Annotated in this window: 18 protein-coding genes and 1 tRNA gene; 3 read left to right on the forward strand and 16 right to left on the reverse strand. The window is 37.2% G+C overall.

Annotated elements, in window-relative coordinates; genetic code table 11:
- Positions 1-8: 8 nt before the first annotated feature.
- The 16 genes from CWB60_RS09805 to CWB60_RS09880 all read right to left on the reverse strand — a co-directional run bounded on the left by CWB60_RS09805 (position 9) and on the right by CWB60_RS09880 (position 17,358).
- A complete protein-coding gene (locus CWB60_RS09805; RefSeq protein ID WP_138577065.1) occupies positions 9-2,012 on the reverse strand; it encodes a secretin GspD/PilQ domain-containing protein in 2,004 nt (667 codons plus the stop codon).
- Positions 2,009-2,503: a hypothetical protein gene (locus tag CWB60_RS09810; RefSeq protein WP_138577063.1), complete on the reverse strand. Its 495-nt coding sequence runs from the start codon at positions 2,501-2,503 to the stop codon at positions 2,009-2,011. The genes CWB60_RS09805 and CWB60_RS09810 overlap by 4 nt, the downstream gene beginning before the upstream one ends.
- Complete coding sequence (locus CWB60_RS09815; protein ID WP_138628007.1) at positions 2,500-3,048, reverse strand: hypothetical protein; 549 nt, start codon at positions 3,046-3,048, stop codon at positions 2,500-2,502. Before CWB60_RS09815 ends, CWB60_RS09810 begins: the two co-directional genes overlap by 4 nt.
- A complete protein-coding gene (locus tag CWB60_RS09820; RefSeq protein ID WP_138577059.1) occupies positions 3,039-3,998 on the reverse strand; it encodes a hypothetical protein in 960 nt (319 codons plus the stop codon). The genes CWB60_RS09815 and CWB60_RS09820 overlap by 10 nt, the downstream gene beginning before the upstream one ends.
- Positions 3,998-4,837: a type II secretion system minor pseudopilin gene (locus CWB60_RS09825; RefSeq protein WP_138577057.1), complete on the reverse strand. Its 840-nt coding sequence runs from the start codon at positions 4,835-4,837 to the stop codon at positions 3,998-4,000. Before CWB60_RS09825 ends, CWB60_RS09820 begins: the two co-directional genes overlap by 1 nt.
- The gene (locus CWB60_RS09830) at positions 4,821-5,507 is read right to left on the reverse strand and encodes a type II secretion system protein (protein ID WP_138577055.1); all 687 of its coding nucleotides are present in this window, start codon (positions 5,505-5,507) and stop codon (positions 4,821-4,823) included. The genes CWB60_RS09825 and CWB60_RS09830 overlap by 17 nt, the downstream gene beginning before the upstream one ends.
- Positions 5,488-5,919, reverse strand: coding sequence for a type IV pilus modification PilV family protein (locus CWB60_RS09835; protein WP_138577053.1), 432 nt, complete (start codon positions 5,917-5,919; stop codon positions 5,488-5,490). Before CWB60_RS09835 ends, CWB60_RS09830 begins: the two co-directional genes overlap by 20 nt.
- The gene (locus tag CWB60_RS09840; RefSeq protein ID WP_138577051.1) at positions 5,885-6,373 is read right to left on the reverse strand and encodes a prepilin-type N-terminal cleavage/methylation domain-containing protein; all 489 of its coding nucleotides are present in this window, start codon (positions 6,371-6,373) and stop codon (positions 5,885-5,887) included. The genes CWB60_RS09835 and CWB60_RS09840 overlap by 35 nt, the downstream gene beginning before the upstream one ends.
- Positions 6,360-7,550: a type II secretion system F family protein gene (locus CWB60_RS09845; protein ID WP_138577049.1), complete on the reverse strand. Its 1,191-nt coding sequence runs from the start codon at positions 7,548-7,550 to the stop codon at positions 6,360-6,362. Before CWB60_RS09845 ends, CWB60_RS09840 begins: the two co-directional genes overlap by 14 nt.
- Positions 7,547-9,220 carry a GspE/PulE family protein gene (locus tag CWB60_RS09850; protein WP_248443211.1) on the reverse strand — a complete coding sequence of 558 codons (1,674 nt, stop codon included), beginning with the start codon at positions 9,218-9,220 and terminating at the stop codon, positions 7,547-7,549. Before CWB60_RS09850 ends, CWB60_RS09845 begins: the two co-directional genes overlap by 4 nt.
- On the reverse strand, positions 9,195-9,599 hold the full coding sequence (gspG, locus tag CWB60_RS09855) for a type II secretion system major pseudopilin GspG (protein WP_055016685.1): 405 nt from the start codon (positions 9,597-9,599) through the stop codon (positions 9,195-9,197). The genes CWB60_RS09850 and gspG overlap by 26 nt, the downstream gene beginning before the upstream one ends.
- Positions 9,600-9,696: 97 nt before the next feature.
- Positions 9,697-10,413: a DsbA family protein gene (locus CWB60_RS09860; protein ID WP_138577047.1), complete on the reverse strand. Its 717-nt coding sequence runs from the start codon at positions 10,411-10,413 to the stop codon at positions 9,697-9,699.
- A 74-nt stretch (positions 10,414-10,487) separates the two neighbouring features.
- Positions 10,488-12,305: a hypothetical protein gene (locus CWB60_RS09865; protein ID WP_138577045.1), complete on the reverse strand. Its 1,818-nt coding sequence runs from the start codon at positions 12,303-12,305 to the stop codon at positions 10,488-10,490.
- Positions 12,306-12,598: 293 nt separating this feature from the next.
- Positions 12,599-15,271, reverse strand: coding sequence for an SLBB domain-containing protein (locus tag CWB60_RS09870; RefSeq protein WP_138577043.1), 2,673 nt, complete (start codon positions 15,269-15,271; stop codon positions 12,599-12,601).
- Between the two features lie 458 nt (positions 15,272-15,729).
- Entirely contained in the window at positions 15,730-16,512 is a 783-nt protein-coding gene (locus CWB60_RS09875) for a DUF481 domain-containing protein (RefSeq protein ID WP_004585785.1), read from the reverse strand.
- Between the two features lie 27 nt (positions 16,513-16,539).
- Positions 16,540-17,358 carry a mechanosensitive ion channel family protein gene (locus CWB60_RS09880; RefSeq protein WP_138577041.1) on the reverse strand — a complete coding sequence of 273 codons (819 nt, stop codon included), beginning with the start codon at positions 17,356-17,358 and terminating at the stop codon, positions 16,540-16,542.
- A 263-nt stretch (positions 17,359-17,621) separates the two neighbouring features.
- On the opposite strand from CWB60_RS09880, the gene CWB60_RS09885 reads away from it, so the two are divergent.
- The 3 genes from CWB60_RS09885 (at position 17,622) to CWB60_RS20975 (ending at position 19,262) form a co-directional block, all read left to right on the forward strand.
- A tRNA-His gene (locus CWB60_RS09885) sits at positions 17,622-17,697 on the forward strand.
- 237 nt (positions 17,698-17,934) lie between these two features.
- Positions 17,935-18,381 carry a hypothetical protein gene (locus tag CWB60_RS20970; protein ID WP_249318385.1) on the forward strand — a complete coding sequence of 149 codons (447 nt, stop codon included), beginning with the start codon at positions 17,935-17,937 and terminating at the stop codon, positions 18,379-18,381.
- A gap of 95 nt (positions 18,382-18,476) precedes the next feature.
- Positions 18,477-19,262: a porin family protein gene (locus CWB60_RS20975; protein WP_249318387.1), complete on the forward strand. Its 786-nt coding sequence runs from the start codon at positions 18,477-18,479 to the stop codon at positions 19,260-19,262.
- Position 19,263: the final 1 nt, after the last annotated feature.

A 19,263-nucleotide genomic window follows, 5' to 3' on the forward strand; every position in this document is an offset into this window, starting at 1 on the left:
TCATTTACTCATTTAATTGTAATTGGTGCGCTGTATAGCTCGGCCATAGCTTCACTGAATTCATCCACTTCAAAGCTCTCGTTTACAACTTTTGTGGTAATTAACATAACTAGCTCAGTGCGGTCCAGTGAATCTACATTGCTTTTAAACAAGTTACCTATAATTGGGATTGTGCTTAATAACGGTACACCATTGTTATACTTATTTTTCTTTTCTTGAATTAAGCCACCTAACGCTACTGTTTGGCCATCTGCTGATAAAATTTCAGAAGTGATCGCACGGTTTGTGATTGTAGGTGATGAACTCCCCCCAAGTTCATTTGGGTTTGCATCACTCACCGACATTGAAACACTCAATGTAATTACACCTTGAGAGTTAATAATGGGTGAGATAGACACATTTACACCTGTAGAGCGATATTGCACAGAGTTAGATACTGCACTGTTGTTACCCAGGCTTTCTACTGTTTGCGTAATAATAGGCACTTGATCACCAGAGGTAATCGTTGCTGACTCACCGTCTCTTACTATTAAGTATGGTCTTGATATAACACGGGCATCGCTCACGCTGTCCTTCCAGTTGAAGGTTGCTTGCCAGTTACCACTTAACACCGCCCCAGCAATACTTCCGGAACTAGAAAGAGTTGCATTACTAGCAGAAAGCGATTCATTAGAATTTGAATTTTCATAAAACCAGTCTATACCAGATGACATACTATCACCGAGTGTTACTTCCAAAATAGTCACATCAAGAATCACTTGTCCGGGTAGTACATCCATTTTTTGCATTAACGATTCAACTAAGCGGTATTCATCGTTTGTTGCATAAAAGATCAGCGCATTTTGCTGCTTATCTAGGCTATAACGCATAGTACCGGTAGTACCACTAGATTTATTACTGTTGCCTTCACCTTTAGGCCTTTGTGTAGGTGTTTGCCCTGACAATAACCCATTTATCGACTCTAGCATTTCATCAGCTTTAGCAAACTTTGGTTTGTAGACAAAGTACTGCCTTTCATCACCCGCGATTGGCACATCTATTTTATTTGCCCAAAATGTAATTCTGTCGATTATTTTTTCACTCGCCGCATACGCTACAAATGCGTTAATACGAGGAATAGGAACAAACGAGGCATCGCCCTCTTTTGACACTTGCATTCCATCTTCGATTAACAGCTTTTCAATTTGTTCTATCCCTTCAATAGGCGAAATATTAGCAAATTCTATCAGCCTAATCTGTCGACCATATGCACGAGGTACATCTAGCATATTAATTATTTTCATAGCGCGTAAAATTTCAGCTCGCTCGCCTTCTAAAATAATTAACTTTTGTAATGAATTAACAGTAACTTGGGCTGTGGATAGCTTTTTCATTATGCTAGTAATGTTTCGGCTACTACTATAAACATAAGGCACAATCTGTGTGATAGCACCCGATATGTCAGGGATATCCGCGGTATTATTCCCTATACCAATTGCTATTGAATTCTTTTTATCTGAAGACGTTGCTTTAGAAAGATATAAAATATTATCTTTTCTTAATGTCCTTATTGCACTTTCTTCGAGTGTTCTTATCACAACCTCATAAAATGCAGCTCGTGATATAGGGCTCGATATATTTAATGTTATTTTTTCACCTGATGCCGCCAATTTCGGCGCAACCACGTAGTTAATATCTAAAAGGTCGTCAAATACACGGCTTGTAAACTCTTTTATAGACACTTCATCTGCAGAAAAAGTAATCGGCTCTCCGGTTAGTTTAGGCGCTTTTTTAGCTTCTTCTTCTAAACGCGTTATGCCACCTAAATCTTGAACTTTTAATGAACTAAATTCAGCCTGCGTTTTAGCTTGCTCTTTAGCTATCTGCTCTTGTGTTTGTTTAATACCTGTTGTTTTTAGTATTGATCTATCTACTGCTAAATCGTTATCTCGTAATTTACTTGTTGTTGTACAACCAGATACTGCTAATGCGACTAAAACTAAAAGAGATCCTTTTAATGGTTTATCAATCATTTTGTTACTTCCTCAACACCATTTGTTTTTGTAATACTGACAATCTCAGGTTTGTACATTTTCAGTAAAACTTGTTCACCATTGTTAGCTAATTCAACCGCTGCTGCTAAAACTTCTTGTAGCTCCATCGATTCATACTTATCTCCTTTAGAGAGGTTAATTAATTCCTCTCCATCAGGACTATTTATCCTTATCCTCGCATTAGCAATCTCACCGCTGGTGTAAACAGACACTAATGAAAGCGTAGCATCTATAATATCGGGACCTTTATCATCGTCCTCGTTGCTGTCTTTACCTATTTCTGTGTAATCAACGCCTAAGGTGCTCGCCAATTGCTCTATATCGAATTGAGTTTGTGCTACTCTACTTACATTTAATTTTACCGAAGCGGGCGCTTTTTTTTGATGACTTTGATTTCCGGGTAACAAAAAATCGCTTACCCATATAATTATCGCAATACATACGCATAAAAGTATTAGTATATTTCTCATGATCTTTTAAATACCCGCACAAACTCTATATTTGCAGTCACTTTATCAGGAGTCGCTTTTGTGCGCGAGAAAGAAACTTGCCTGACACGATTACCTTTCTTAACGTTTTCGAGTTCATAAAGTAAATTTAGAACCTCGTTATAACTGCCTGATACGTTGAGTCTACCTGCATAAACAGAGTATGCATCGTTGATTTTTACTTCTCGAAAAGGGGCTTTGTTATTAATACTCAACTCATACCGCTCTACAGCCGCATCAATGACCTGAAGCCATAATAATGCAGGGTCCTGATTTTTATCTAAAGTAGGCAGCTGTGAGAAATCACTTAAGTTAGCTGCGATCGACTCGGAATTATTTTGCACCTGCTTATCTGAAGCTAGCAAGCTCTCCTGCTTCACTACTATTTTCTCTAAACTTTTTAGCTCATTTTTACTCGAATCTAACCAATCTAGCCAAGGGAAAACCAAAAATTCAAAACTTAAAAGCAACGCTATAGATATACCGCCCCACTTTTTTATAGATATAGATGATGCATTCACTTCCATGTCACCTCAATAGTAAACGTTTCCAAACCTTGTTTGTTTTTTGTAACCGCTCGCGAAAATTTAGCCTCTTTGACAGATTCAGCACTAATTATTTGCTCAAGTATTTTTGTTGCGGAGTTCTCTGTTGTTCCAAATAGCTCAACTCCGGTAGGGATCACTTTAACTCGCTCTATAAATACATTATCGTCTTCTAGTTTTATTTGGCTCAACTTATCAAGCACATTTGGATTAGTCGCTAAAAATTCGATTAAACCCGACGCTAAAGTTAATTCCTGATTAGTTTCTTGACGCCCAGACAACACCTTTGTTACTGCCGCTTCATTTTGCAGCTTTTTATCAGCGTAATAATTAGTAGCTAATATTAGGTATGCACTCATCAAAATAGCTGTTGCACTTAATAATGATATTATTGCTATTAGCAGGTTTCGATTGGAAAGCTTTTCGAACTTACTTACAGCTCTATTATTTAAGCCAAATAAACCCAATACGCTTAACCAGCTTAACCTACTTACGTGGCCTGACAAGTCAACCTTTTCTACGTTATGCTTTATCAGTAAAGGCTGTGCTTCTGTTTCGGCAGTATCAGAATATAGAGGGACTATTAATTGGCAATCTGACGGAACCTTGCTCAAAACATCTTTAGGTACAACAAAATATGATACTGTAAATTGATTACTCTGCAGAGCTTCTATTGACCAATAAAAATCTCCATCCATAGGTGGTAATTGCAACTTTTCAGCTTGAATTATACTTTTTAGTTCAGTTATTGAGGTGTTCTCATAAGTCCGTGTTGTCGCCCAGAAAAGGTTACGATCCAAAAAGCAAGCTGTCATTAATCTCAGCTTGGGTTTACTTAATATGGTTTGCGATACAATACACTCTGCTGTCAGATGGTACTTGTAGTGGCAAAAAGCAGAGGGTGAACCTAACTTTTTTAATAAGTTGTTCATTATCTAAAAATCAACTCTTCATCTGTTATGGAGTATGGACGGAAGGATTCCTGTCCCCGTAATAAAATAAACTTTTTTGTTATTGAAATATTGTTATTTGAAGAAATTTTAATGAGGAAACGTCCGCTAGGATAACTTATATCCCCTTCTGATGTACTTTGCGCTCCCTGTTCAGAAATTCCTAGTGCGGAGTATAAAGATTTAGGCGTAAATTGTCGAACTATGTAGTCTCCCCCATACATTGTAATATAAGGTTGTATTTGTTCATATAAAGCTTCGTTGTCTAAAACATACATCAGTTCTTTCGTTGTTTGAATAACTCCATTTTTAGGAAGCTCAGGTTGGGAGTAATCGCCTTTTTCAGCCCCCTCTAAATGTCTGAAGTTATCCTGGTCCTGCCAATCATCAAGCCTATCTTGAATTTTTAAAAGCTCTGTCTCTCCCACGCCTTGCAAGGCCAATAAGCGGTTAAAATCTTTTTTATTAAATGGCACTAGAGAGACTAACCCACTTATATCTTGTACCGAAACACTGTACTCTCCTAGCTCTTTAGCTTCACCTGTAAAGCTTTTAGTAAAATCATTTTTAATGGGCTTTCCTAAGTAATCAGCTCTAGGACCTAAAATATTAAAGTTACTTGTCATGTAACTGTAAATAATTTCTGCTTGAGCGGTTTCTAGATTTAAATATGCATCTGTATTTTGCTTCACCATACCAGCCAAGCGGGCATTATTTTGTCCTTGGCCAGACATATACAGCATGATAACCGCCATTACAGCCGTAATCATTAAAACAACAATTAATGCGACTCCTCGGTTCGTTTTAACCTTCGAAAGCATTGCTTGCCCCTAACTCAAAAGAAGTCAATTGAGGTACTTTAATAAGGATATCTGACTGGCCCTCTATGGAAAATCTAATATATAGTGGCATTAGCTTTCTTTTAAAAGCTGAGAATGAAGTACTCCATGATGGCTTTGGCTTTACTGTTACATTTAAATATTCAGAATAAAAATTGCTTAATTCAAAGCTATTTTTCCAGCCAAAGTAGCTAATTGATAAGCCTTTACCTGACAAATAATTAATCGGAGTACTGCACGTGTTATTTATAAGCTCTATATCTTCTAGTAAGAACATACCATATTCTATCTCACAATATTGCACCGTATCGTCAATCACTTTTAACGACGCCACAGCCAAAGGAGAATTAACTTGTATAGGGGTATCGGTGATAAATGAAAAGCCATAAGCATTACCATGAAAAAAAGGAACCTGTTCCGCAAGCTCAGTCCTAAAAATAAATGGAATAAGCGAGTGGATTTGGTTATTAATTAATTTAATTGTGGACAATTTTTTAATTTGGTAATTCTTTTCTGATTTGGTTAGCTCACTAACAGAAAAGCGATAACTTGTAACTGATATACTCATAACTAGAGAAAATATTACCATTGCGACGAGTACTTCGATTAACGTAAAAGCCAACTGCCTCCCTTTATTGCTTCCAATATACATCTTTAAATCTCAATATTGTCTTTTCTTGGCTTTTCTGACTAACAGTTACTTCGTACAGTTCTAAATTATCCTCTTTTTTGTCAGTATCCTGTGTCGTTTCGGAGGAAATAAAACGCACTACAGGCTTTGATTCAATCACCTCTACATGCCATTTATATTCATTAGTGCCTATCTTATAACTACCTTGCGTTATATTTTCATATTGATATTTGTAACTCACAAAATCTTTTATATATTCGGCAAGTAAACCCCGAGATATATTATTTTTTAGCTTTTGCTCATGTAGCATTGACGCTCGAGATACAAAACTAATTGCGCTAACAGCTATAAATAAGATAATAGAAGCAATTAATACCTCTATAAGCGTCATTCCCTTGCTATATCTCAATTTTTTCTCTCTTTTGAGTTCCATTTATGCCAATCGTTATTACTACTTTATTGAAGTAGCTTTGTGCATCAAAAATAAAAGACTTATCTTGTAATGTTAATTTATTAAATTCAATTTTTTTAATTAACCGCTCTAGATTCTCAGCGTCTTTATTTTCATCTTGTAAATTTTGTTCATCATCAAGATTTTTCGTTTCATCTTTGATTTCATTCATTCCTGCATCAGATTGCGGTATTTTTTGTTCGTAAACTCTTAATGTATTTTCGTTTAAAACTAACTTTAATGAACCGCCCTTATAAACACTGTACTCTTTAGCAAAAGTTATAATTGAATAGAGCTGTTTTTTTTCGCTATAGAGTTTAGCTTGATCAAATTGTTTCCACATATTTGGTAGAACAAACGATGTTGCTAACCCAATCAGCACCAATACGATAAGGAGCTCTATTAATGTAAACCCTTTATATTTAGAATGAGACATCGTTTATCGATACAATACTAAGCAACATGGTGATAACCACAGAACCTACTACTCCACCCATTACTAAAATCAGTAATGGTTCTAGCATAGCTGTAAATTTAACAAGCCATTGCTCAAAACTTAATCTTGAGCGTTGAGCTATTTCGGTGAATGAGCTTGTAAGCGTGCCACTTTCTTCACCCACGGAAATTAGCGAAATACCAATATCATCAAATAACGTTAATTTAGCTAACTCGTCACTTAATACGCCGCCAGCAGATACTGATAATACAATATTTTTTAAGCTTTTCTTTAATTTAGGATTTATTACGGTTTCACTGGCTAGCTGCAACCCCGAAGATAAACTTACGCCACTTTCTAATGTCAACTGCAATGATGTGGCAAAGCGTATTCGATCTGATTGCTTAATTATAGTGCGTATTAAAGGCAAGTTTACTGTTGCCTGTATCATTTTTATTTTAAACTCATGATTTTGAAAGGCAAAAATAAGGCCCGATATCACTGCTAAAATGCATACTAGTAAATGAAGCTGATAATTCTGTATCCATTGTGATGCGTCAATAAGTACTTGCGTGTAAGTAGGAACATCATCGACGGAATCAAACATTGATGACATGCTAGGTATAACAAAGTTAAAAATAGCCCAAATAGCGGTAATACATACTATAAGTATAAAAAAGGGATATGTTATTGCTTGAATTACCTTATTGCGCAGCGCATTTTGAAACAAAAGGTTTTGGCTAAGCCTATTGAATACTTGAGGCAAGTTACCTGTACTCTCTCCTATTTTAACCATTTCTACAAATAAAGTAGAAAATGCCTCTGGCCTTTTTGCGAGTGCATCGCTTAATAAAGCGCCTTGTTTTATATCAGAAAGTACCGAGGACCATACCAAACCGATTGCCGATTTTTGATTTGACTTTACAAGCACAGAAAGTGCTTTATCAATTTTAAGTCCATTTTTAAGCAGCGTTGCTAATTGATTTGTCGATTGCTCCAGATCAGCTAAGGTGATTCTTTTTCGTTGCCTTGCTTGGTAAGTTGCATTTACCTTAATAACTAATTTGTAATCTTGTTTTAATTTAGAAAACGCTTCTTTTTCATTTTCGGCAGAGATTTCTCCGTTTACAGTTTCGCCGCTATGAGAGTAAGCTTTATACTTATATAGTTGGCTCATCCTGCCACCCTCATAACTTCTTCAACCGTTGTAGTCCCTTGGATTGCTTTTAATAAACCATCTTGCTTTAAGCTTCGCAGGTTTTTGTCTTCCATTAGTTGATAAAGGTGATCTAAAAGCTTTTCATCTTTAGGGATTTTTTTAATATCGCTATCACAAGGAAGGTACTCTAAAAAAGCAACACGGCCCGAGTAACCAGTATGCTCGCAATGATCGCAACCTACAGCTTGGTGTAACTTAATGTTTTGTAACGGAGCTAACTTATTAAGTGTATATTTAGCAATAAGTTCTTGGCTTTCTTCTTGCTCTAACGGTTTCTTACAATGGTTACATAAAGTCCTAGCAAGACGCTGCGCCATGATTGAAACTAAACCCGCATTAAGTAGGTATTCTTCTATACCTAAGTCCATTAAACGAGTATAAGCTGAGGGCGCATCATTAGTATGAACAGTACTAAATACTAAATGCCCTGTTAATGCAGATTGCAAAGCAATTTTCGCTGTTTCGTTATCTCGGATTTCACCAACCATAATAACATCAGGATCTTGGCGTACTATACTTCTTAAACCTGCAGAAAAATCAAATCCAATATCAGAATTTACTTGCACTTGGTTTACGCCGGCTAGTTGGTACTCAATAGGATCCTCTAAGGTGATAATTTTTATATCGGGTTTATTTATCTGGTTTAAAAAAGAATATAATGAAGTTGTTTTACCTGACCCTGTAGGGCCTGTCATTAAAATAACACCAGATGTACGCTTTAGATCTTGGTTTATATAATCTATTAAATCTTCCGAGTAACCTAAAGTACCTAAGTCAAACTTTACTGCATTTTTTATTAAAAAACGCATTACAACACTTTCACCTACCCCTAGTGGTAATGTTGAGCAACGTATATCTAAGTCTGTAGAACCTGCTTTCATTTCGATTTTGCCATCTTGTGGTCGGCGCTTTTCGGCTATATCCATACCTGATAAGATTTTTATTCTAGAGATAACGGCAAGCTGCAGACTATGTGGGATTGGATCAGCTTCTTTTAAAATGCCATCGATTCTATAACGGGCACGATATCGCCCGTCCACTGGTTCTATATGTAAATCAGAGGCACCCAACTTAACACCTTTATTTATAAGGCTATTCACTAAATTAACTGTAGGTGCCCCTAACGCGAGCTCTTTAAGTGCGGCTACATTATCTGATGAAACTATTAAATCGGGCTGCTGCTGGAAAAACGCTTTAAATTGCTCGCTGAGCAGCTCAAAATCTTTTTTTGATAAAGCAAAAAAATCTATTTCAAAATCTAGAAACCTTAGATAATCCAAGCCATCCATATTATGTGGGGAAGCAAACCCCAGCTTAAGCGTTTTATTATTTATTTCTAGTGGCAATAGCTGTGCTGAGAGTAGAAAGTCTGTATTGACAGCCTCTAACGCTTTTATATCTGCTTGATCTAGCTGCAGTGGCTGAGTCCACCTACCACACTTTAATAAATCAGCGTACATAGTACTTAGCTGATCTTCATCGATCCAACCAGAATTTAATAAAAGAACATCTAACTTCTCTGATGTTGCATTTTGGTATTCAAGCGCTTGAGACAGCCTATTTGCATCAATTAAATTGTGTGCGGTTACATATTCCTTTATTTTAGTATTCCACATCAGCGTCTTCACCCTCGCCACCTAATTTGCCATCACGCCCAAAGCTTTTTAAAACAAACATATCACTATTAGCTTCTGAGCTGGCAGAATAGCTATATTCGTTACCCCAAGGATCTAGTGGTATTTTTTGTGGGAAATATGGTCCATCCCATTGTCTTTTAGTACTTTGGAGTAACTCATTTAAGGTGTCGGGATAATAGCCAATATCAAGACGATATGAGTCAAGAGCAGTCGCGATTACTTGCATTTGCGCTTTCGCTGTCCCTTCTCTGGCAGAATCCACTTTACTAAACATGCGAGGTGCAACAATTGAAGCTAAAAGGCCTAAAATAACCATAACAATTAGCAGTTCCACGAGTGTAAAACCGGAGCTTTTAAATTTGTATTTCATAATCAAATCCATGACGTTTTGTTTTTTAGATAAAAAAGGAGGCTTTTTATTTAGCCCCCAAATTTATCACAGCTAAAAAGCAATGCAACTACATTCACTATTTAGATTTTGTTACTTCATCTATTACAGAACCAAACTTTTCTAAACTTCCAGCACCTGTCAATATTTGGTAATTAGTAATGTAATTACCTTCTTTTTTACCAATTATAAAGGTTGGCGTTGAAGATAGACCCAGTTCTGCAGCATCTTGTAGCGAACGGGTAACAACATTATGAACATCAGTATTTGCCAAACAAGCGTCAAACTGCTCTTGATCTAAGTTAAAATCTTTTACAATTTCATCTAAAGAGGCTTTAGCCATAGACTTGCCAAGTTCAAATAAACGGTCTTTTACGTTTTCGTATTGATCCTGTTCATTGGCACAACGCAACGTTACTGCAGCGTAGGGTGCTTTAGGGTGTAAACTTGCTAGCGGAAATTCACGTGCCGAAACAGCTAATTTGTTTGTATCAACATATTTAGCTTTTAACTCTGGCCATACTGTTTGCTGAAACTTTTTGCAATATGGACAGTGTAAGTCTGTAAACTCTATCATTACTACTTCAGCATCTTTACTACCAATCCAAATAGCTTCTGAAGATAATTCAATTTTTTCTGGTCGAACTAGCGCACCTAAGCCTACTTTAATAGCAACTTGTCTTTGCACTTTCTTTAATTGCGCAAGCTCTTTTTTTAACTCTTCACTTTCATTGTTTTGTGTGCTTTGACACCCTGATAAAATAACAACAAAACAAAGTAATAATAGCTTTTTCATTAATATTCCTTTTGATTAAAAAAAACCCCCGCTTAAGCGAGGGTTTATCAGTAAATAACTAAATTAATTAATTATTACTGGCTCCATACATTGCGGTCAAGTACTGGCATTACACGGTCAGAACCACCCACTACACGTTGTACAGATACACCGTGAACTGTGTCACGTGGTGCTGTTACAGTGAAAGTAAGTGAATGACGCTTAGTACCAGCAGCAGCGTTAGCACCTAAGTCACCTGCAGCGTAACCGCCGTCAGCGCCTGTGTAACCTGCTTGTTCAACAGCTTCTTCGATTAGGTCTGGAACAAAGTAAACTACTGAAGACTGAGCAGCAACAGTACCAAGTTTAACAGCTGTTACTTTACGGTTGTTAGTAGTACCGTCAGCTGACTCACCAAATACGTCTACAGTTACTTCTGCTGCTTCGTCATGCTCGTTTGTTACACGTACAAAGTTACCTTCGCCGTTTACAGCGTATGGTACTTTAAGTACTGCACCGTTAACACCGATTTCGTGTGAACGAACAGTCATCTCACAGTGGTCAATGTAGTTAGCATCGTCAAAGTCTAGTGTGTAGTTAGTATCAACAGCATAGTTAAAGTTCATTACGCCGTCAGCTTGAAGATTTGAAACTGCGTAGAAAACTTCGTTATATGCTGCACCATAAAGCGTTTCATCAGTAACAGGGCGAGGGTTAGCTTCAGCTGTACCGTTATCCCATGCTGGAGTAAACACATCTATAGCTTGAGTGTCGTATACGCGAGCAGCAGCTTTAGTTAAACCAAAGGTACCCCATACAGCGCCGTTATCAAGCTCAAACTGATCTTTTGGAACATTATCAGCGTCTAAACGTGCATTGAAAGCGCCCATACGTACAGATGCGCCAGGAGCACCTGAAGCAACGAATGAGGTTTCTAAGTAATCATCAACCTGAAGATCAATACTACGGTCTAAAAGTGCTTCACGATCGTAGAAAGCTGATTTGTAAACAACTTGAGTCTGACGAGCTACTAATTGATTTGCAGCTGTTGGATCAAACACGAATTCAGTACGCGCTGTAATAGCTTGACCTAATGAGTTAGTGCTTTCTGCATTTACATCAGCTTCAGCTGTCACAACGTCTTGGAAAGCGTAAAACTGCGCAGAAATGTCTGCAATTTTAGTGTTTGGAGAAATTGCACCAAGAATGCTGTAACCATTACCACCATCTGTAACAGCTTCAAGCGCTTTCAAGCTTACAGATGCCGAAACATCAGCAGTTGTACACTCATCATTAGCAATTAGGATACCTACAGGATCTACTTCGCTTCCTAAAGTACCATCGTCTTCACCAGTAGAAACACGAGAGAACGCTAAACGCGTACCCGCACCGATAGTAATACCAGCTTTAGTGATGAAAGTAATTTCAGACTCACCATCAACTTGACCATCTGAAGAAGCTACAGCTTCTATTCGAGCAGCACCGTCTTCATCAGTGTGCTTAACTAGGTGGATTTGGTTTGCGTTACCGTCGAACACAGCACCCGTTAATTTAAACTTAAGCTTAGTACCACCTGGGATATCAGTAGTTGGAATGTAAACGATTTGCTGGTCGCGACCTGCATCATTTACTGTAATATCATCGCCATCGATATCATCAAAATCGATTGGTAAGTTACCAGTTAGCTCGTATGCAATTTTTGTTTCATCGATAGGTGCTAAAGTAGTTTCACCAGCACCAGAACGTGTAATTTCACAAGCTGCGCCAGTATACTTTTGATCAAACGCTGAAACGCCAGCATTATCACCAGTTTTGTAAATTTCAAAACATGCTTCCGTACCAGCATATGCATTACCTGCTAACACAGCTGTTACTGCTGCAGGGATTAGAGCGAGTTTAGTAAAACGCTTCATTTTTATCTCCTTGACCTTTAAATGTGCCTGTATTAGCACGTTAGTTTTAAAACTGTTTTTGCTAACTAAAGCTAGTTAACATAAATATTCTTAAACTCATCCGATACTCCTCAAAAAGAAGTATCAGTTCGAGGTGTGGTAATTATGATAACTTAGGTTACTAAATTCAAGGGTTTATTAATAAAAATGTGTTGCAAAGCATAAAAAAAAGGTTGAATAATGTTCAACCTTTTGAATGTTAAGACTTTTAATTACTATTTTATTCGTAACTTTTTATGAACATTTGTCCCTAATTAAAGCGCACTTAAAGCAGCAACTGCGACACCTAATTGATATAAAACTTGAGTCGCTTTACTCCACAGAGTTAGTTTATCCATATGCTCTGCATTTAATGGCACTACTATAGTATCACCAGGCTCTAGCATCGTTGCTTCATTCGCTGCAAACCAGCTACTTTTGTTAGGCACTTTAACTGAGCCATTGGCTTTTATTATATAAATACGATCATCCGCTGCTCTGGATTTTAGGCCACCACTTTTATTTATGTAATCTTCAATTGATACGCCTCTTTCATACAAGTGCGATGTTGAGTAGTTAACTTCCCCTATTACACTTATAGAATCACGCTTACTAGGGACAAACAACATGTCTCCATCTTGTAAAACTAGCTTTTGTTTATTTTGTACTATTAATGGTAAATTAATGACTAAGCGCCCTATCGCTTTAACATTGGCTAAATCATCAAGTAGATTATTCATTTCGTCGTACGATAAAGAATTGCTGGTTATAGAACTTTGGAAGCTCTTTGAGGCTATATCGCGACGTAACTCTGTAGATAAACGAGCTAATTGCTCTTGCTCCTGCTTTTTTATAGACTTACGAGTGAAAACAGCGGCACTTTGCTCAGCAAATTGTGAAAAGCCACCCGCTCTTTTTAGTAAGTCATTTAAAGTCTCGCCTCGTCTTATGGTATATTCCCCAGGAAATTTAACCTCCCCTTTTAACTCAACTTTTACATTTTCTTGCCAATTTGGAATAGGGAATATATTTAAACTATCCTTACTTTTTAGCGTTACATTGTCGCGATTATCGCCACTAACGACACTTTGCAAGTCAAATTGTATGTGTTCAACCTCAGAGATATCTGATCCCGCTATACGTGTAATTTCTGCTTGCTTTACGTAAGCCGACTCTAACAAACCTCCTGCAGCAGCAATTAAGTCGCTCACTTTTCCACCTACTGACAACGGGTAAATTCCTGGGTAGGTTACATGCCCTGAGATTTCAACTAACTGCATGTTTTGGCTAAAAGAGGCTTGCTTTCGTAGCTTTGCAATAATTGGTTCTAAAAGATTAAAACGACTAAATGTTGCGTAATCTTCAGGTTTTAAGCTTTGCTCTTCCTCTTTTTTACGCTCAGTATATTCTGCTATTGTTAATATTTGATCATTATCAGTTATTAACTCTTGTTCCTTTTCGTTTATACCGATGTACTTTTCAAATTCTTTTTGTTGAAATTTTTGCCATTGCTGAGTTTTAAGTTGCTGAATGCGCTGCTTTTCACTTAAAGCCATATTAGCTAATGCCACTTGCTCAACTTCTTTCTCTTCGAATCGGCTAAAGATAATAACTTTATCGTTTGCTTGCAGCTTTAAGTCGTTTTTCTTATTTTTGACTATTGCTTGCGCTACATCAAATTGATGAATTTCTATGTCACCATTAATATTTATTTCACGAATAACCAGGCCATAGCTTAGATCAGCTTGTGGAAGTAGGTCGCCACGTACAGACTTTAAAACATCAGAAATTCGCTTGCCTGGTTGCCATTCATAACTCCCAGGGCGTGCCACAGCACCAATTAAACTAATAGAGTTTAAATATTGTTCACTTATTGAATTAAAACGTAAACGATCGCCATCTTGAGGGGTATAGTTAACTTGAGATTTTGTAAAATCAATAGAAAGAATTTCTTTTCGTTCAGCGTTAAAGCGCTCTACAACTGCATTTTTAGCATATGCTCCTGGTTTAAGCCCACCTGCCATAGCGAGTAATTGCTTTGCTGTTTCGCCCGCTTTTAGCTCAAATATTGCTGGGCGCTTTACTAACCCCTCAACAGTTACTTGTTTTCCTACGGGAGGAACAAAGACAACATCGCCTGATTTTAATACTATATCGTTACTACTGTCGCCTTCGATGAGTAAATCATAGAGATCGAAGTTAGTAATAACCTGACCAGAGCGCTTTACTTGTATATTGCGAAGTGAAGCTATATCTGATACCCCACCACTAACGAACAAAGCATGCGACACTGTAGTTAATGATGAAACACTATAACTACCGGGTTTATAAGCTTCACCTAAAACAAGGATACGCATGCTGCGTAGCTGCCCTAATGATACAAATGCCTTAACTCCAATAACCTCTTGGTCTACCTTTAATTTAATTAATTCTTTTACTTCAGCGAAAGTAAGGCCTGCGACTTCTACAGGACTGAGATTAGGTATGCTAATGCGTCCTTCTCTGTCGACAGTTACATCAAAGCTGTTACTCTCTTTCCCATAAAAGCTAATTTTTAGTTCATCGCCAGTGCCAATAGTATAACTATCTGGGATTGAAGCATTTTCACTTGGCATAAAAGTAGTTGGTTCACCAGCAAAAAGTTCATATCCAAACGGTTTCAGTTCCTCGACTTTAGGCTTAAACCGCTCTTCATCGGTTAAGGTTTTCTCTTTCTCGTCAAAACGTTCTCCAATAGATATTGGTTGAGGTGAGTTACTTGCTTTCGAGGTTTGCCCATCACCTGTAATAGCTGAAATATCTACACCGTACTGCTTAGCTAAAGCCTCTTGCTGAGCACGTGGTAAATTTTTAAACTGTTCAAGCTGAGCTGCTGTTGGTGTAAACGCTAATAAATTAACGCTAAAAACTAAAAATAAAAAACTTACGTAATATTTCAAAGCTTTCACGAGTGTATATATCCCTAATCGACGACCGAAAATTTCAGCTATAATACATTATTTGCTTTTAAATAGAAGCGCAGTGGACTAAGAAGCTAGCTATTAATATTAACCATATTGGGTATCAATATTGTTTAACTTTATTTAGCTTTCAACCAGTAAATAAGTTTGTGTGCAAGTGAAAACGTGGAGTGATAGGGGGCTTATTTTTGGATTTCCATTTAGTCACTTGTGCGAATTCAATCGAAATAGTCATTTTACGCTTAGTTTGTTCGCTAACTCACTTCTATTACTTTAATAGTTTACATATGTACAAGTAACACTTTCTTGCCCCATGTCCACACCCACTTGCAACAAAGCGTAATTTAATCTATAACTGTTCTGCTCTAACTACATTAATAGTTTCAAATAAAAAAGGGACTTTCGTCCCTTTTGTCAGCTAACTGTCATTAAATATGTTTATTTGGTTAAAAACTATACACTAACGTTAATGACGTCTCTGTATCTGTGCTTTCTTCGTCATCAGCAACATCTGAGTTGTTGGTAACATTAAAAGCGACTTTCATTTGCAGCGAGCCATTTATTTTTGCTAGCAATGCAGTTTCTGAACGCGTTTTGGTGTTTGAGTCACCGTACTCAACTGATACAAGTTGAGTAAAACGTGCACTGTCTGAAATCTGCCAGTTGTAATCAAGTTTACCTAAAGCAATTATTTCACTGTCGCTTTCGCCTGCAAGTAGGTTACCGTCGTCATCAACTTGCGTGCTGTCGTCTGAGTATTCAAAAAATTTGTAACCCGGACCAAACTCTGCATTTAACCACATATCTGGTTGGTCAATTAAACGTAAGCCGTAACCCGCAGAAATTACAGATTCAGTTCTATACGCGCCAAAGTAGTCTGAAACGTGTGAACCATAAATGAATAAATGAGAATTCTTTTCATTTAATTTGTAATTACCTTGCGCAGATGCAGAGTACTTTTCGTTGGTGCGCTGTTTGTCTTTATCGCCGTTGTCATCTTCTACTTCATCTTCTTTATAGATGCCGTCGATTTTGTACTCGTTATTCCAGTTTTCTAGGTGGTGTAATACCTTTAAACCGCCTTTTAACGTTGTAGTTTCAGTGTTACCGCTCGTGACGATAGCACCAAGCTCACTTGTTACTTCCCACGTTTTTTTCTCTGCGTCTTCAGCGAATGCGTTAGTTGCAGCAGAGGCTGCAACTAAAAGTGTTAAAAGCTTTAATTTCATTAAAAATAACCTATTTAGTACTTTGAATTAGTCTTGCTTGTGTAAATGTACATCCATTTGCGGATATGGAATTGCAATATCTGCATCATCTAATGCAATTTTTATGTTCTCTAATAATGACCAGTAAGTCGGCCAGTAATCACCTGAGTTTACCCAAGGACGGACAATAAAGTTTACGCTTGAGTCTGCAAGTTCAGAAACTGCAACAGTATATGCTGGATCTTTAAGTAAACGAGTCTCTGCGTCAAGTACTGACTGTAATACTTCTTTTGTTTTTCGTAAGTCGGCTTCGTAACTTACACCAATTACTAAATCGATACGGCGAGTAGACTCACGCGAGAAGTTAGTAATAGCACCCGACATAATTTGTGAATTTGGTACGATAATTACTTTGTTATCTGGGGTGCGAAGCTCTGTAGAGAATATTTCAATTTTTTTAACTGTGCCCATTTTACCGCCAGCTTCAACAAACTCACCTGATTTAAATGGACGAAGTAATATAATAAGTACGCCAGATGCAAAGTTAGACAGCGAACCTTGCAGTGCTAAACCAACAGCTAGGCCAGCCGCACCTAAAATAGCAATAAACGAGGTTGTTTCTATACCGATTTGCGAAAGTGCCATTAAAATAGTGGCAGCAAATACGATAGCATAAACTATACTCGATACAAATGAGCCTACAGCTTTATCAACTTTCTTTTTATCGAATGCTTTTTCTGTTAAACCTGCACAAAACTTGGCAATACGGCTACCAAGTAAAAAGATAACAAGCGCAATAACTGCTTGAATACCGTAGTGTAAAATTAGGCCTGAGTTTTCGTTTAGCCAAGTAAGTATTGAATCCATAGTAACTCCAAATAGTTTTTATTAAGCAATTTCTCGCAAGTGAGTATACATTAATTTACATTTTATTCTCATCAAATAGTAAATTATCACTACAAAATAGTTTTTATTGTCAGCGCTATTACGCTACACACTCTTTATGAACCTTTACTGATAGTAGGCAATTTTATGAAATATTTATTTTTTTTGATTTTTTTTAATTTTAGGCTTCACAACATTTATAATATTATGTATTATGCGCGCCACACCAAACGAGGTGTGTAGTGGCGGTTGTAGCTCAGTTGGTAGAGCCCCGGATTGTGATTCCGGTTGTCGCGGGTTCAAGCCCCGTCAATCGCCCCATTCTTTTCCTTTTGTTCCTGCTTTATCTCCCTTTAGTTTTTTCAATTTAAATTTACTCATCTAATCTACTTTAACCTAATACCTTACTTGAACAGATACTAAATTAGTTTGCTGTTTACAATCGCACAATAATGCACCAATATACTTTACATATAAACAGAAAGTGCTACCTTATTAACGTTTAATAGCATTTAGTATTAGCAAACCACCACTTCTTCTTGGGATATTCTGACGAGCATGATCAAACACGCTATTTTTATTTTATTACTTGGTTACCTTTCTTTTGCTAGTTTGAATGCAAAAGCCCAAAATAATATTTCCTATGTAAAGCTACTTGGTGAACTGCAATATTTAATTTCGCAAAAGCAATTTGATGAAGCATACAAAAGCAGTCAAAAACACTATAAATATTTGGGCGAACCTGATTTTGACTACTTGCTTGGGGTTTCAGCACTAAATTCTGGTCTTTCTGCTCCGGCGGTATTTGCTTTTGAGCGAGTAATAGAAGCAAAACCACAGTGGTATGAGGCACGTTTATATTTAGTAAAATCTTATATTGCAGCCAATAATTTACCTGCAGCTAACGCTCAAGCGAATGTATTAATTAATACTGATACTTCACCAAAGCGTGTAAAAAATCGGCTCGTTCTTTATTATCAACATCACAGCACAAGCAGCGCTTAACAGAGCGTACATATGATCAGAGCATTGAACTTGCATATGGTGTAGATGGTAACGTTAATGCAGGCACCTCTGAGGATACAATTTTAATCCCTAATTTGGGTGAGTTTTTACTATCACCAGAAAGTAAAAGCACCGACGATAATTATATAAAGCTAAATTATAAAGGGCGGTACTTTCACCCCATTGACCAGCGAAGCTCTTTTGCTTTAGGTGTAAATACCGATTGGTATAAATTTAATGAGCTATCTGAATACGACCGTATTAATACCAATATATCAGGTCGGTACCAACAAAAGTTAAATGATAACACCCTGTGGTATTTGCAAGCTGGTATTACGCCTTTACTGTTAGATGGCGAGCTATACAGAACCGAGTCATCATTAACAAGTGGAGCTAGTTACCAGTTTGATAAACAGTTAAGTGTATTTGGAGCGCTATCAATTGGCCTTATGAATAATACATTTGACGAGAAACTAGATAACTCCTTTTACACTCTTAATATAGGTGCAAGTTATCTGTCTCAAAAATGGTACCAAAGCGTTAGCGCAAACTTTAAAAATGAAAGCGCTAACATTGACGAAGGTGAGTTTAATGCAAGAAGCATTAGCGGAATTTATTACCAAATAAATGCATTACTTAGCCAACAATGGCAAGTCTCTGCACAAACAGGGTATCAATGGATTGAATATCAGGATGAGCACCCGCTATTTCTTCAAGAGCGAAGCGATAACCTATTGATACTTTCTAGCTCGTTACGCTACTTAGTTAATAAAAGTTTAGCGTTGCAATTAGCATTGAACTATCAAGACAAAACCAGTGATATTTCTTTGTTCGAATACGATCGCTTTGATACCAATATAAGCGCAAGTTACTCATTCTAAT

The organism is Pseudoalteromonas sp. S327, from assembly GCF_005886415.1.
In the GTDB taxonomy this organism is placed as follows: Bacteria; Pseudomonadota; Gammaproteobacteria; order Enterobacterales; family Alteromonadaceae; genus Pseudoalteromonas; species Pseudoalteromonas atlantica.

Bases quoted from the DNA above. Each gene is read 5' to 3' on its own strand.
- CWB60_RS09835 (WP_138577053.1), bottom strand. From the start codon at position 5,919: ATGGAACTCAAAAGAGAGAAAAAATTGAGATATAGCAAGGGAATGACG.
- CWB60_RS09860 (WP_138577047.1), bottom strand. From the start codon at position 10,413: ATGAAAAAGCTATTATTACTTTGTTTTGTTGTTATTTTATCAGGGTGT.
- CWB60_RS09880 (WP_138577041.1), bottom strand. From the start codon at position 17,358: ATGGATTCAATACTTACTTGGCTAAACGAAAACTCAGGCCTAATTTTA.
- CWB60_RS09815 (WP_138628007.1), bottom strand. From the start codon at position 3,048: ATGGAAGTGAATGCATCATCTATATCTATAAAAAAGTGGGGCGGTATA.
- CWB60_RS09875 (WP_004585785.1), bottom strand. From the start codon at position 16,512: ATGAAATTAAAGCTTTTAACACTTTTAGTTGCAGCCTCTGCTGCAACT.
- CWB60_RS09805 (WP_138577065.1), bottom strand. From the start codon at position 2,012: ATGATTGATAAACCATTAAAAGGATCTCTTTTAGTTTTAGTCGCATTA.
- CWB60_RS09810 (WP_138577063.1), bottom strand. From the start codon at position 2,503: ATGAGAAATATACTAATACTTTTATGCGTATGTATTGCGATAATTATA.
- gspG (WP_055016685.1), bottom strand. From the start codon at position 9,599: ATGAAATACAAATTTAAAAGCTCCGGTTTTACACTCGTGGAACTGCTA.
- CWB60_RS09825 (WP_138577057.1), bottom strand. From the start codon at position 4,837: ATGCTTTCGAAGGTTAAAACGAACCGAGGAGTCGCATTAATTGTTGTT.
- CWB60_RS20970 (WP_249318385.1), top strand. From the start codon at position 17,935: ATGATCAAACACGCTATTTTTATTTTATTACTTGGTTACCTTTCTTTT.
- CWB60_RS09830 (WP_138577055.1), bottom strand. From the start codon at position 5,507: ATGTATATTGGAAGCAATAAAGGGAGGCAGTTGGCTTTTACGTTAATC.
- CWB60_RS09845 (WP_138577049.1), bottom strand. From the start codon at position 7,550: ATGAGCCAACTATATAAGTATAAAGCTTACTCTCATAGCGGCGAAACT.
- CWB60_RS09840 (WP_138577051.1), bottom strand. From the start codon at position 6,373: ATGTCTCATTCTAAATATAAAGGGTTTACATTAATAGAGCTCCTTATC.
- CWB60_RS09820 (WP_138577059.1), bottom strand. From the start codon at position 3,998: ATGAACAACTTATTAAAAAAGTTAGGTTCACCCTCTGCTTTTTGCCAC.
- CWB60_RS09865 (WP_138577045.1), bottom strand. From the start codon at position 12,305: ATGAAGCGTTTTACTAAACTCGCTCTAATCCCTGCAGCAGTAACAGCT.